The sequence below is a fragment of the Kitasatospora sp. GAS204B genome (genome assembly GCF_029892155.1).
Classification (GTDB): Bacteria; Actinomycetota; Actinomycetes; order Streptomycetales; family Streptomycetaceae; genus Kitasatospora.
Genome location: NZ_JARZAG010000004.1, coordinates 98,457 through 112,488, shown reverse-complemented (window position 1 = coordinate 112,488; position 14,032 = coordinate 98,457). Strand labels below are relative to the sequence as shown.

The following is a 14,032-nucleotide window of genomic DNA, read 5'->3' as shown; positions in this document are numbered from 1 at the left end:
TCAGGCCTCGACCACCGCGGACTGGTCCAGCCGGGAGACCAGCGCGGTGACCTGGCGGGCGATGTCGGGCCCGGTGAGCCCGATCTCGGCCAGGATCTCCTCGCGCTTGGCGTGGTCCAGGAACGCCTGCGGGATGCCGAAGTCGCGCAGCGGCAGATCCAGCTCCGCGTCCCGCAGCGCCTGGGCGATCGCCGAGCCGACGCCGCCGGCCCGCCCGTTGTCCTCGACCGTGACCACCACGCGGTGCTCGGCGGCCAGCCCCGGCAGCGCGGCGTCCACCGGCTTGACCCAGCGCGGGTCGACCACGGTGGCGCTGATTCCCTGGGCGTCCAGCAGCGCGGCCGCCTCCAGGCAGAGCGGGGCCAGCGCGCCGACCGAGACGATCAGCACGTCCGCCCGCCGCTCCCCCTCGGGCAGCGGCGAAGCACTGCCGTGCAGCACGTCCATCCCGCCGATCCGGCCGAGCGAGGCGACCGCGGGGCCGACCGAGCCCTTGGAGTAGCGCACCACCGTCGGCGCGTCCTTGACCTGGACCGCCTCGCGCAGCTGGGCGCGCAGCTGGTCGGCGTCGCGCGGCGCGGCCAGCCGCAGCCCGGGGACCACCTGGAGGATCGACATGTCCCACATGCCGTTGTGCGAGGCGCCGTCGGTCCCGGTGACGCCGGCCCGGTCCAGCACGAAGGTGACGCCGAGCTTGTGCAGCGCGACGTCCATCAGCACCTGGTCGAACGCCCGGTTCAGGAAGGTCGCGTAGACCGCGACCACCGGGTGCAGCCCCGCGGTGGCGAGCCCGGCGGCGGAGACGGCCGCGTGCTGCTCGGCGATGCCGACGTCGAAGGTGCGCTTCGGGAAGGCCTTGGCGAAGTCGGCCAGGCCCACCGGGTGCAGCATCGCGGCGGTGATCGCCACGATGTCCTCGCGCTCGCGGCCGAGTTCGACCATCTCCTCGCCGAAGACCGAGGTCCAGTCCTTGCCGGAGGTCTTCACCGGCAGACCGGTGTCCGGGTGGATCACGCCGACCGCGTGGAAGCGGTCCTCCTCGTTGTTCAGCGCGGCGTGGTAGCCGCGGCCCTTCTCGGTGATCACGTGCACGATCACCGGGCCGCCGAAGCCGCGCGCCTTGCGCAGCGCGGACTCCACGGCGGTGATGTCGTGGCCGTCGATCGGCCCGAGGTACTTCAGGCCCAGGTCCTCGAACATGCCCTGCGGCGCGATGAAGTCCTTCAGGCCCTTCTTGGCACCGTGCAGCGCGTCGGCCAGCGGCCCGCCGAGCACGGGGGTGCGCTGCAGGGTGTCGCGGCCCCAGGTGAGGAAGCGCTCGTAGCCCTGGGTGGTGCGCAGCGTGGAGAGGTGGTTGGCCAGGCCGCCGATGGTCGGCGAGTAGGAGCGCTCGTTGTCGTTGACCACGATCACCACCGGGCGGTCCCTGCCGTCGGCGATGTTGTTCAGCGCCTCCCAGGCCATCCCGCCGGTCAGCGCGCCGTCGCCGGTGACCGCGACCACCGGGCAGTCCTGGTGGCCGAGCAGCTGGTTGGCCTTGGCGATGCCGTCGGCGTAGCCGAGCACGGTGGAGGCGTGCGAGTTCTCGATCACGTCGTGCTCGGACTCGGCCCGCGACGGGTAGCCGGACAGGCCGCCCTTCATCTTCAGCCGGCTGAAGTCCTGACGGCCGGTCAGCAGCTTGTGCACGTACGACTGGTGCCCGGTGTCGAAGAGGATCCGCTCGCGCGGGGAGTCGAAGACCCGGTGCAGCGCGATGGTCAGCTCCACCACACCGAGGTTCGGTCCCAGGTGTCCGCCGGTCTTGGCGACCTCCTCGATCAGGAAGCCCCGGATCTCCTCGGCGAGGGCAGCCAGCTGCCCCGGGGTGAGCCGGTCGAGATCGCGCGGTCCCCGAATGCGGGTCAGCAGGGGCACCCGTTCCTCCTCTATCGGTCTCTATCGGTACGTGTCGCGGGCAGGCTGTCGGACTACCCAGCTGGTCGAGTCTAATGTCCGCTCGTCGGACGCTTTGCGGCGCGGGGCGTCTTGGCGGGCTTTGACCAGGCGCGCGAACGCCCGGGACGCGCCCCCTTGGTGCGGGCGTGTCCCGGGCGGGCGATCCCGACCGTCAGCCGCGGCCGGAGGACTTCTGGGTCCGGCGCGAGACCGAGTCCAGCACCACCGCGGCCAGCAGCACCGCACCGGTGATCATGTACTGGATGGACTGGCTGATGCCCTGCAGGTCAAGGCCGGTGACGATGGACTGGATCACCAGCATGCCCAGCAGCGCCGACCAGGTCTTGCCCCGGCCGCCGAACAGGCTGGTGCCGCCGATCACGGCCGCCGCGATCGAGTTCATCAGGACGTTGCCGCTACCCAGCTGCTTGTCCGCGAAGCCGGCCTGCGAGGCGATGAACAGACCGCCGACCGCGGCCAGACCCGCCGAGATCATGAAGACCGAGATCCGCACCCGGGCCACGTTGATGCCGGCCCGGCGGGCCGCCTCGACGCCGCCGCCGACCGCGAAGACCTTGCGGCCGTAGGCGGTGCGGCGCAGCACGAAGTCGGTGACGACGACCACACCGAGGAAGACCACCAGGGCCAGCGGCAAGCCGCGGTCCTGGTTGAGGGTGTAGGCGGCGCCGAAGGCCAGCACCGCGAGCACCACGGCACGCAGCGCGATCTCGCTGACCGGCTTGGCGGGCAGGCCGGCCTCGCGGCGGCTCCTGGCCCCCAGCAGCGCGGCGACCAGGTAGCCGACGACGCTGATCGCGGCCAGGCCGTACGCGGCGGCGACGTCGGCGAAGAAGTAGTTGTCGAGGTTGGCGATGAAGCCGTTCGGGATGTTGTTGAGCGTCCCGGTGTTGCCCATCACATAGCCCTGCAGGCCGCTCCAGGCGAGCAGGCCGGCCAGCGTCACGACGAAGGCGGGCACGCCGATCTTGGCGAAGAAGAAGCCGTGCAGCGCGCCGATGGCCAGCGCGGCCAGCACGGCGAGGATCGCCGCCAGGTACTCGTTGACGCCGTGCTGGATGGAGAGCACGGCGGAGACCGCGGCCGAGACGCCGGCCACCGAGCCGAGCGAGAGGTCGATCTCGCCGAGCAGCAGCACGAAGACGATGCCGACCGAGATCAGGCCGGGGCCCGCGATGTAGAGGGTGATGTTGGAGAGGTTGCCGGCGGTGAGGAAGTTGCCGGTGATCGCCTGGAAGATGGTGGCGATCAGGATCAGTCCGATCACCACCGGTATCGAGCCGAGGTCACCCGAGCGCAACTTGCGCTTGAACTCCTCGAGGTAGCCGGCGAGGCCCTGCTCGCGCACCAGCAGTCGGGGGTCCACGGCGGCGGGCGCCGCGCTGTCGGTCGTCTCGGTCACGGTGGAAGCCTTCTCGGGGGTGGCGTGCTTGCTCACTTGGTCGTCTCCGCGACTCGTGCCTGACGGCGGGTCACCGCGTTGTCGGTGGCGCCGGTGATGGCCGAGATGATCGTCTCGTGGCTGGTGGTGGCGACCGGGAAGACGCCGTTGTTGCGGCCCAGCCGCAGCACCGCGACCTGGTCGGCCACCGCGCGCACGTCCGCCATGTTGTGGCTGATCAGGATCACGCCCAGGCCCCGGTCACGCAGCCGCTCGACCAGGTCGAGCACCTGAGCGGTCTGCTCGACGCCGAGGGCCGCGGTCGGCTCGTCCAGGATCACGACCTTCGGGTCGCCGATCAGCGCACGGGCGATCGCGACCACCTGGCGCTGACCGCCGGAGAGCGCGGCCACCGGGATCCGCACGCTGGGGATCCGGATCGACAGGGTGTCGAGCAGCTCCTTGGCGCGCTTCTCCATCGCCACCTCGTCGAGGCGGCCGCCGCGGACCAGCTCGCGGCCGAGGAAGAGGTTGGCGACCACGTCGAGGTTGTCGCAGAGTGCGAGGTCCTGGTAGACCGTCGCGACGCCCAGCGCCTGGGCGTCCTGGGGACGGGTCACGTGGACCGGCCGGCCGGACCACTCGATGCTGCCCTCGTCGATCGGGTGCACCCCGGCGATCGTCTTGACCAGGGTGGACTTGCCGGCGCCGTTGTCACCGACCAGCGCGACCACCTGGCCCGCGTGCACCTCCAGGTCGACGCCGGTGAGCACCTGGACGGCACCGAACCGCTTGGAGACGCCGCGCAGGGCGAGAACGGGTATGTCTGACTGAACCATCGGTGGCTCCTTCGGGGGTCAAAGGGCGCACATGGCTCAGGCCAGCACGCCGAAGTGCCGACGGCAGGCCGACCGGACCTGCTGCTCAGGCCCGGTCGACTGCGTCGCTTGCTGAAGGTCGCGTCCGTTACTGGATGTTCGCGGCCTTGCAGGCGTCGGCGTACTGGGCGGTGCAGATGTCCGAGACCTTGTAGAGGCCGTCGGCGATCACGGTGGACGCGATGTTCTTCTTGGTCACCACGACCGGGGTGAGCAGCAGCGAGGGGACGTTCTGGCCACCGCTGGGGGTCACCGAGGTGGCGGTGCCGCTGACGTCCACGCCGTGCAGCAGGTCGACCGCGATGGTGGCGGCGCCCTCGGCCTCCGGCTTGTAGGCCTTGTAGATGGTGTAGGCCTGGTCGCCGGTCAGGATCCGCTGGATGGCGTCGGAGGCCGCGTCCTGGCCACCGACCGGCATGTTGGTGATGCCGGCGGTCTTCAGGGCGGTGACGATCGCGGCGGCCATGCCGTCGTTGGCGGAGTAGACGGCCTGGAAGCCGTTCTTGCCGAGCGAGGTGATCGCGGCACCGATCTTCTGGCTGGCCACGGTGGGCTTCCACTCACCGGACTGCTCGTAGACGATCTTGCCCACGCCGCTGTCCAGGACCTTGTGCGCACCGGCCTTGAACTGACCGGCGTTCGGGTCGGCGTCGTCACCGTTGATCATCACGACGTTCGCGGTCTTGGCGTTGCCGCCGCTCGCGTTGATGGCGTCGATCAGGGCCTGACCCTGCAGCTCGCCGACCTTCTCGTTGTCGAAGGAGATGTACGCGGAGACCGGGCCGGTGGCCAGCCGGTCGTACGCGATGACCTTGACACCCTTCTTCTGCGCGTCGGTCACCCAGGAAGCGGTGCCGGTGGCGTCCACGGCGTCCAGCATGATCACCTTCACACCCTGCGAGACCAGGGTGTCGAACTGCTGCTTCTGGGTGGCCGCGTCCCCGTTGGCGTTGTTGTACTTGACGGTGCAGTCAGGGCACAGGTCCTTGACCTTGGCCTGGATCAGCGGCTTGTCGAAGGACTCGTAACGCACCGAGGAGGAGTTCTCGGGGAGGAGCAGGCCGATGGTCTTGTTGTCGCCCGAGCTCGCGGAGTTGGAGCTGCTGCTACCGGCCTTGCCACAGGCGGCCAAGGTGAGGGCCATCGAGACCGCAGCGGTACCGACGACGACGCGACGCATCATTGCGTTCATGTGGGGGTGCCTCCCTGACAGAGCCGCAACGTTGCGGCGAGGTGGAAGGGAGTCAACCTGCCACCTCGCATTGTCGTCAACAAGTAAACCCAAGCCTCGGAAAATTCAAACCCTTTCGTTATCTTCCTGAAGGCTGAGCTGAGACCAAACTGTCCGACCATGTCCGTTTCGCCCCCCTTGTACCCAGGTGACAGACCGTCAGCCGCGCGCGCCCACCGCAGCCGTACCATGCCCGATTACGCCGGTTTCACCCATCTCACTCATCACCAGGGCCAAGGCGCCCAACACTTCGGCACGTCCGCCCAGGGTGCCGGGAACGATCGACAGCTGACGGGCCGCCGAGGGGATCGCGTACCGCGCCACCGAGTCCCGGATCGGGGAAAGCACCAGCTCACCGGCCTCTGCGAGGTCGCCACCGAGGATCACCCGGCGCGGGTTGAGCAGATTGCACAGGGTCGCCACGCCGGTGCCGATCTGCCGTCCCGCGTCCGCGATCACCCGGCGGCAGCCGAGGTCGCCCTGCTGGGCCAGCCGCACCACCTCGGACAGGGTCAGCTCGCGCTCGTGGCTCGCGTTCAAGAGGTTGAGCAGGTAGCGGGAGCCGACGAAGGTCTCCAGGCAGCCCCGGTTTCCGCAGCGGCAGACCGGCCCCGCCTCGTCCAGCGTGATGTGGCCGATCTCCCCGGCCGTGCCGCCCGGGCCCCGGTAGATCTGACCGTTGATCACCAGCCCGGCGCCCACCCCGCTGGCCACCTTGATGTACGCCAGATCGCCGAGGCCGCGGCCGGCGCCCCAGACCAGCTCGCCGAGCGCGCCCAGGTTGGCGTCGTTGTCGACGTAGACCTCCATGCCCAGGCGCTGGGCCAGTTCGCGGCCGGGCGCGATGCCGGTCCAGCCGGGCAGGATCGCGGTGGAACCGAGCGCCCCGGTCTCCACGTCGATCGGGCCCGGCACACCCAGGCCCACCCCGATCACCTTGTCGGCCCGGAACCCGGCCTGCACCAGCAGCCGCTCGACCAGCGCCTCGGCCCGGGCGAAGCCCTGCTCGGCGGAGACGTCCACGTTCATCGGCTCGCTCTCCTCGGCGAGCACCCGGTGCGCCAGGTTGCCCACCGCCACCCGCAGATGCGAGTGGCCGAAGTCGACGCCGACCACGATCCCGGCGTCCCCGCTGAGCGAGACGCTGCGGGCCCGGCGGCCGCCGGAGGAGGTGTCGGCCACCACCACCGTGCCGCCCTCCTTGAGCTCGCGGACGATGTTGGACACCGTCGCCGCCGAGAGCCCGGTGGCCCGGGCGATCTCGGCCTGGGTGAGCGAGCCCGCCATCCGCACGGCGCGCAGCACCCGTTCGAGGTTGGCGCGGTGCAGCGAGGACTGCGACCCCGGCGTGTCCATGGACATGAATGACCTCCTTCGGACGCGGGCACCCGACGGTCCCCCGCCCAACCGCGCCGTTGCGGGAAAATTCACCTTCAACTTCTGAACTCTATGCCGAGCGCACCACCGGGTACCTCGTCAAGACGGCAAACGGGATCGCTCCGAAACCTCAACCACCGCTCAGCCACGTCATCGAACGCCGTTCACCCGCTGTTCTCCGGAGCCGCTTCGAGTCCACGTCGAGTCCGCTGCGAGTCCGCTGCGAGTCAGCTTCGAGTCCGCCCGGGCGCGCCCGAACCGGACCTGGGGCCACCCGAAAACGGTGCGCCTCTACGATGTCCATTAATTCTCAGCCGCCCATCCAGTCTCCCGCGTCCCACCGGGCCGGGGCGGGCGGCGCTCGGACGGACAATGACGGGGCATCACATGGCAGGGGATCAGCCCAGTGCGGGCTACGGGCCGCAGGACCCGGCGGGCGGCCAGGGCGGCGTACCGCCGCGGCCGGGAGTCGACCCGGCGGCGGTCGCGGACCAGCTGACGCAGCTCGGCTCGGCGGCGATCCCGGCTCCGGCCCAGCCGCCGTTCGCACCGCCCGGCGCACCCGCCGCCCCGGGGGCGCCCGGAGCGGCCGGTGCGCCCGGTGGGCCGAGCGCGGCCGACCTGAGCTACCAGCCGACCGCCCTGGCCTTCCCCGCGCAGGGCGCCCCGCCGGCGCCCGGCGCGCCGGTCGGCCCGTACGACCCGCAGCCGCAGCCGCAGCTCTCCTACGGCTACCCGCAGGCCGCTCCGCCCGCCGCCTTCGGTGCCCAGCAGGGCGGCTACCCGCCGCCCGGTCCGGCGCAGGGCGGCTACCCGCCGCCGCAGTTCGGCCAGCAGCCCGCCCCCGGCTACGGCTACCCAGGGCCGGTCCAGCCCACCGGGCAACCGACCAAGCAGCGCAACCCGGTCCTGGTCTTCGGCGCGGTCATCGGCAGCGTGCTGGCGGTCGCCATCGTGGTCGGCCTGGTGGTGCTGTTCAGCGGCCACTCCAGGCCGAACCCCGCCGCCAGCGGTGGCGGCACCGGCGGTGGCGGCACGGGGGGCGACCCCGGCAAGCTGACCGTCACCTGGACCGTGCCCAAGGTCGACGGCAACACCACCGACCTGCACACCCTGGGCGAGTGGGTCACCGACAAGCTGCTGGTGCGCGGCGACAGCACCGGGCTGACCGGCTACGACCTGGGCACCGGCAAGGCGGTCTGGACGCTGAAGGCGCCGGACGGCACCAAGGCCATCTGCAGCATGTCCAAGACCGTCAACAAGAACAACATCGGCGGCGTCAGCTTCAACCTGGGCGACAACGACTGCGCCGCGGTCGGCGCGATCGACGCGACCACCGGGAAGCTGATCTACAAGGTCGGCTCGCCGCTGAGCAGCAAGAGCTTCAGCACCCAGGTCACCGTCACCGACACCACGCTGGCCGCCGCCAGCGGCTCGCTGCTGGCCGGCTACAACCTGACCGACGGCACCTCGGTCTGGGCCTACAAGGACCGCGGCCAGTACTGCTCGGACAACGCGGACGCCGCCGACACCGTCATCGTGGTCAGCGACTACTGCTCGGACGCGGACCAGAAGCAGGCGCTGATGGTGCTGGACGCCAACACCGGCAAGACCACCGAGTCGTTCACCCTCGGCGAGAACGAGCGGCTGACCAACATCGTCTCGGCCAAGCCGCTGGTGGTGCAGATCTCCAACGGTTACGACAACGACTACTTCGTCGGCGTCGACTCCTCGGGCAACGCCGAGGCCAAGGTCCCGCTGAAGTCCACCGGCGCGGACCGGCTGCAGCTCTCCGCCTACTCCGACCCGATGAACAAGAGCCTGGTGATCGGCAACACCCTCTACGTCGAGGTGAACAGCGGCGGCAAGACCTCCATCGAGGCGATCGACCTGGTCAGCGGCAAGACCCTGTGGACCGTCGACGGCGGCGCCGAGAACGGCCTGCGGCTGGTCGACAAGACCTCCAGCGGCAAGCCGACCGCGATCGCCATGGACGGCTTCGGCAAGGGCGCCCGGGTGGTCACGCTGAGCCCGACCGACGGCAGCGTCACGCAGGTGGAGGCCTTCAGCGCCAAGAACGGCGACGACGCCTTCCTCTCCTTCCAGGACGCGCAGGTGCTGCTCTCCGACAACGGCCAGGTGCTGACCGTCCCGACCCTGCCGATGAACGCCACCGCCACCCTTTACACGAAGAGCTGACCTGGTCTCACCTAGGGGCTGTCACCGGAGCCCGTCGCGAAAGCCGCGGCGGGCTCCGGCACAATCCGCTCGGGCCGCGGCCGGGTGCCGTGGGAGGATCGGGCCAACAAGCCTGACGAAGGAGTCCTGCGAGTGCCTGGCACCAACTTGACCCGTGAGGAGGCCCGCACCCGGGCCGCGCTCCTCCACGTGGATGCGTACGACATCGAGCTCGACCTGAGCTCGGCCCGCGAAGGCGGCACCTTCCGGTCCACCACCGTGGTCCGGTTCACCGCCAGGCAGCCGGGCGCAGCCACCTTCATCGACCTGGTCGCTCCGACCGTGCACGAGATCGTGCTCAACGGCGAGCAGCTGGATCCGGCCGCCTTCGCGGACAGCCGGATCGCGCTGACCGGCCTGGCCGCCGAGAACGAGCTGCGGGTGGTCGCCGACTGCGCGTACACCAACAGCGGCGAGGGCCTGCACCGCTTCGTCGACCCGGTGGACGGCGAGACCTACCTGTACAGCCAGTTCGAGGTGCCGGACGCCCGCCGGGTGTTCGCCTCCTTCGAGCAGCCCGACCTGAAGGCGGCCTTCGCCTTCACCGTCACGGCGCCGCGCGGCTGGGTGGTCGTCTCCAACTCCCCCACCCCCGAGCCGGTCGGCGACGGCGAGACGCAGACCTGGACGTTCGCCCCCACGAAGCGGATCTCCAGCTACATCACCGCGATCATCGCCGGCCCGTACGTCGGTGTCTTCGACGAGTTCACCGACGGCGCGCAGCGGGTGCCGCTGGGCATCTACTGCCGCCCGTCGCTGAAGGAGTTCCTGGACGCCGAGGAGATCTTCGCCGTCACCAAGCAGGGCTTCACGTACTTCCAGGAGAAGTTCGACTTCGCCTACCCGTTCGACAAGTACGACCAGCTCTTCGTCCCGGAGTTCAACGCCGGCGCGATGGAGAACGCCGGCGCGGTCACCTTCCGCGACCAGTACGTCTTCCGCTCGAAGGTGACCGACGCCGCCTACGAGCAGCGCGCCACCACCGTGCTGCACGAGCTGGCCCACATGTGGTTCGGCAACCTGGTCACCATGGAGTGGTGGAACGACCTCTGGCTCAACGAGTCGTTCGCCACCTACGCGGAGATGGTCTCCCTGGTCGAGCCGGCCGGCACCAAGTGGCCCAACGGCTGGACCAGCTTCGCCAACCAGATGAAGACCTGGGCCTACCGGCAGGACCAACTGCCCTCGACCCACCCGATCATGGCCGAGATCAACGACCTGGAGGACGTCCAGGTCAACTTCGACGGCATCACCTACGCCAAGGGCGCCTCGGTGCTCAAGCAGCTGGTGGCCTACGTCGGCCAGGACGCCTTCTTCCAGGGCGTGCAGGCCTACTTCAAGCGGCACGCGTGGGGCAACACCACCCTCGCCGACCTGCTCGGCGCGCTCGAGGAGGCCAGCGGCCGCGACCTGAAGGCCTGGTCCACGGCCTGGCTGCAGACCGCCGGGATCAACGTCCTGCGCCCCGAACTGGAGCTGGACGCCGACGGCGTGATCACCGCCTTCGCCGTCCGCCAGGAGGCGCCGGCGCTGCCCGAGGGCGCCAAGGGCGTCGCCGCGCTGCGCCCGCACCGGATCGCCATCGGCTGCTACTCGCTGGTCGAGGGCAAGTTGGTGCGCACCGACCGGATCGAGCTGGACGTGGACGGCGAACTCACCGCCGTCCCGGAGCTGGTGGGCCGCCGGCGCCCGACCGTCGTGCTGCTCAACGACGACGACCTCTCCTACGCCAAGCTGCGGCTCGACGCCGACTCGCTCGCCGCGGTCACCGCGCACCTGGGCGACTTCGCCGACCCGCTGCCGCGTGCGCTGGTCTGGGCCGCCGCCTGGGACATGACCCGCGACGGCGAGATGGCCACCCGCGACTACCTCGCGCTCGCGCTGTCCGGGCTGCCGAAGGAGTCCGACATCGGCGTGGTCCAGTCGGTGCACCGCCAGGTCAAGCTCGCCCTGGAGCTCTACGCCGACCCCGCCTGGCGCGAGCAGGGCCTGGTCCGCTGGGCCGCCGCCGCCGAGGAGCGGCTGCGCGCCGCCGAGGCCGGCAGCGACCACCAGCTGGCCTGGGCGAAGGCGCTGGCCACCGTGGCCCGCTCCGCCGAGCAGCTCGCCCTGCTGGCCGGCCTGCTCGAGGGCACCATCGAGGTGCCGGGCCTGGCCGTCGACACCGACCTGCGCTGGGACCTGCTCACCCGCCTGGTCGCCGTCGGCCAGGCGGACGACGCGGCGATCGACGCCGAGCTGGCCCGCGACAACACCGCCGCCGGCCAGGAGAAGGCCGCGACCTGCCGCGCCGCCCGCCCGACGGCCGAGGCCAAGGCCGAGGCCTGGGCCTCGGTCATCGACTCGGACGCGCTGACCAACTACGTCCAGGACGCGGTGATCAGCGGCTTCAACGTCGCCGACCAGCGCGAGCTGCTGGCCCCTTACGTGGACCGGTACTTCGCGGCGCTGAAGGACGTCTGGGAGACCCGCAGCCACGAGATCGCGCAGCAGCTCGTCATCGGGCTCTACCCGAGCTACCAGGTGTCGCGCGAGACCCTGGCGGCCACCGACGCGTGGCTGGCCGACGCCGAGCCGGCCCCGGCGCTGGCGCGGCTGGTGGTGGAGTCGCGCGCGGGCGTGGAGCGGTCGCTGACCGCGCGGGCGGCGGACCGTGAGGCCGGCGCGCACGCCTGACGATCCCGCAGTGCAGTCGGCCCCCGGACGCGATCGCGTCCGGGGGCCGACTGGCGTGCGGCCCGTGTCAGGGCAGCGTCAGCACGAACCGCGCACCGCCGCCGTCGAGCTGACTCAGCGTCAGGTTCCCGCCGTGCGCCACCGCGATCGCGCGCGCGATGGCCAGCCCGAGCCCCGTGGTGCCCGTGCTGCGGGAGCGGGTCTGATCGCCGCGGACGAAGCGGTCGAAGATGTGCGGCGCCAGGTCGGCGGGCACGCCGGGGCCGTCGTCGGTGACGGTCAGGCGGTGGCGGGTCAGCGCGAGGGTGACGGTGCTGCCGGGCGGGGTGTGCCGGTGGGCGTTGGCCAGCAGGTTGGCGAGGAGTTGGCGCAGGCGGTCCTCGTCGCCGGTGAGCACGACGGGGTCGGGGGGCAGGTCCAGGCGCCAGTGGTGGGTGGGGGCGGCGGCGCGGGCATCGTCGGTGCAGTCCAGGACGATTCGGGTGAGGTCGACGTCGGTGGCGGCCAACGGGCGGCCGGCGTCCAGCCGGGCGAGCAGCAGCAGGTCGTCGACGATGGTGCCCATCCGGGCGGCCTCGGCCTCGATCCGGTTCAGGGCGTGCCGGACCGGCGCGGCGATCGGCTCGGGGTGGCGCAGCGCCAGTTCGGCGTGGCCGCGCACGGTGGCCACGGGGGTGCGCAGTTCGTGCCCCGCGTCGGCGGCGAAGGAGCGCAACCGGTCCTCGAGGGCATGCCGCTGGGCGAGGGCGTCCTCGACGTGGCCGAGCATCCGGTTGAGGGCCAGGCCCACCCGACCGGCCTCGGTGTCCGGGTCGGCGGCGGCCGGCGGCACCCGCTCGGTCAGCACCACCTCGCCGCGGGCCAGCGGCAGAGCGCTGACCCGCTCGGCGGTGTCGGCGATCCGGTCCAACGGGCGCAGCGCGAGCCGTACCCAGAGCGCGCCGGCCAGCCCGGCCAGGGCCAGGGCGGCGCCGTAGACGGTGACCTCGAGGATGATCACCTGGTGCACGGTGTCCTTGAGTTGGCGCAGCGGCAGGCCGGTGACCAGCACGTCGCCGTCCCCGCCGGCCACCGCGCGGACCCGGTAGTCGCCGAGGCCGGCCAGGTCGGCGGTGCGGGCCGGGCCGGCCACCGGCAGGGCGGCCAGGGTGCGCTGTTCGGCGGGGCTCAGCTCGACCTGGTCGTCGGTGTCGGCGGGGGCGATCCCGGCGGCCACCGCCGCGTCGTCCGCGTCCCCGTCGACCACGCCGGCCTCGGTGACGATGCCGTCCAGCAGCCGGGCGCCGAAGGTGCCGGGCGACTGGGCCCGGGTGTCGTGGCTGGCCGTGTCGGCCTTGGCGTTGTGCTCCAGGCTGGCGGCGTAACGGCCACCGGTGTCGGCGAGTTGCTGGTCGAGCCGGGCGAGCAGGTAGTGCTGCAGGGCGGTGGTGACGGCCAGGCCCACCCCGGCGAAGATCACCAGCAGCAGTGCGGCCAGGCCGGCGATCAGACGGGTCCGGAGCGTGCGGGGGAAGACCCGGGCGCGGAGCGTGCGGGGCAGGAGCCGGGCGCACAGCGCGCGTGGGGACGGCCGCGTCACGGCGCGGGCTTGATCAGGTAGCCGGCGCCCCGGACGGTGTGGATCATCGGCGGCCGCCCGGCGTCGATCTTCTTGCGCAGGTAGCTGATGTAGAGCTCCACCACGTGGGCCCGGCCGCCGAAGTCGTAGGACCAGACGGCGTCCAGCAGCTGGGCCTTGCTCAGCACCTGGCGCGGGTGGCTCATCAGGTGCTGCAGCAGCGCGAACTCGGTGGGGCTCAGCTCGATCGGCACCCCACCCCGGGTGACCTCGCGGGCGGACTCGACCAGTACCAGGTCCCCCAGCACCAGGGCCTCCCCCGGCGGCGGCCCGGGCGCCGGCTCGACCCGGCGCAGCAGGCCGCGCAGCCGGGCGACCACCTCGGCCAGGCTGAACGGCTTGGTCACGTAGTCGTCGCCGCCGGCGGTGATCCCCGCGATCCGGTCCTCCACGGCGTCCCGGGCGGTCAGGAAGAGCACCCGGACCTCGGGGCGCTCGGCGTGGATCCGGGCGAGCACCGCCAGACCGTCCAGGTCGGGGAGCATCATGTCGAGCACCACGGCGTCCGGCGCCCAGTCGAGCGCGGCGGCCACGGCCGCGCGCCCGGTGGCGGCGCCGCGGGCCTGCCAGCCCTCGTAGCGCAGCGCGCCGCAGAGCACCTCGACCAGATCGGGCTCGTCGTCGACGACCAGGATGCGGCGTGGGGTGGTCATGGGGTCCGTTCAAGGAAGAAGGTG

9 protein-coding genes are annotated in these 14,032 nt (G+C 71.5%); 2 read left to right on the top strand and 7 right to left on the bottom strand.

From position 1 onward, the window contains the following. The 5 genes from dxs to P3T41_RS07365 all read right to left on the bottom strand — a co-directional run bounded on the left by dxs (position 1) and on the right by P3T41_RS07365 (position 6,802). On the bottom strand, positions 1-1,917 hold the full coding sequence (gene dxs / locus P3T41_RS07385) for a 1-deoxy-D-xylulose-5-phosphate synthase (RefSeq protein ID WP_280688779.1): 1,917 nt from the start codon (positions 1,915-1,917) through the stop codon (positions 1-3). Between the two features lie 193 nt (positions 1,918-2,110). Beyond that, positions 2,111-3,358: a sugar ABC transporter permease gene (locus P3T41_RS07380; protein ID WP_280689042.1), complete on the bottom strand. Its 1,248-nt coding sequence runs from the start codon at positions 3,356-3,358 to the stop codon at positions 2,111-2,113. A gap of 32 nt (positions 3,359-3,390) precedes the next feature. Continuing rightward, positions 3,391-4,176 carry an ATP-binding cassette domain-containing protein gene (locus tag P3T41_RS07375; protein ID WP_280688778.1) on the bottom strand — a complete coding sequence of 262 codons (786 nt, stop codon included), beginning with the start codon at positions 4,174-4,176 and terminating at the stop codon, positions 3,391-3,393. Between the two features lie 127 nt (positions 4,177-4,303). Then, positions 4,304-5,407 carry a substrate-binding domain-containing protein gene (locus P3T41_RS07370; protein WP_280688777.1) on the bottom strand — a complete coding sequence of 368 codons (1,104 nt, stop codon included), beginning with the start codon at positions 5,405-5,407 and terminating at the stop codon, positions 4,304-4,306. Between the two features lie 198 nt (positions 5,408-5,605). Further along, positions 5,606-6,802: an ROK family transcriptional regulator gene (locus P3T41_RS07365; RefSeq protein WP_280689041.1), complete on the bottom strand. Its 1,197-nt coding sequence runs from the start codon at positions 6,800-6,802 to the stop codon at positions 5,606-5,608. A 408-nt stretch (positions 6,803-7,210) separates the two neighbouring features. Here P3T41_RS07365 and P3T41_RS07360 point away from each other — a divergent pair, with 408 nt between their 5' ends. Together P3T41_RS07360 and pepN are read left to right on the top strand one after the other, a co-directional pair. Further along, positions 7,211-9,022: a PQQ-binding-like beta-propeller repeat protein gene (locus P3T41_RS07360; RefSeq protein WP_280688776.1), complete on the top strand. Its 1,812-nt coding sequence runs from the start codon at positions 7,211-7,213 to the stop codon at positions 9,020-9,022. Positions 9,023-9,154: 132 nt separating this feature from the next. Then, a complete protein-coding gene (gene pepN, locus P3T41_RS07355) occupies positions 9,155-11,737 on the top strand; it encodes an aminopeptidase N (RefSeq protein ID WP_280688775.1) in 2,583 nt (860 codons plus the stop codon). 67 nt (positions 11,738-11,804) lie between these two features. On the opposite strand, the gene P3T41_RS07350 is transcribed toward pepN, so the two are convergent. Then, positions 11,805-13,316 carry a HAMP domain-containing sensor histidine kinase gene (locus P3T41_RS07350; RefSeq protein ID WP_280688774.1) on the bottom strand — a complete coding sequence of 504 codons (1,512 nt, stop codon included), beginning with the start codon at positions 13,314-13,316 and terminating at the stop codon, positions 11,805-11,807. Further along, positions 13,313-14,008: a response regulator transcription factor gene (locus tag P3T41_RS07345; RefSeq protein WP_280688772.1), complete on the bottom strand. Its 696-nt coding sequence runs from the start codon at positions 14,006-14,008 to the stop codon at positions 13,313-13,315. Before P3T41_RS07345 ends, P3T41_RS07350 begins: the two co-directional genes overlap by 4 nt. Positions 14,009-14,032: the final 24 nt, after the last annotated feature.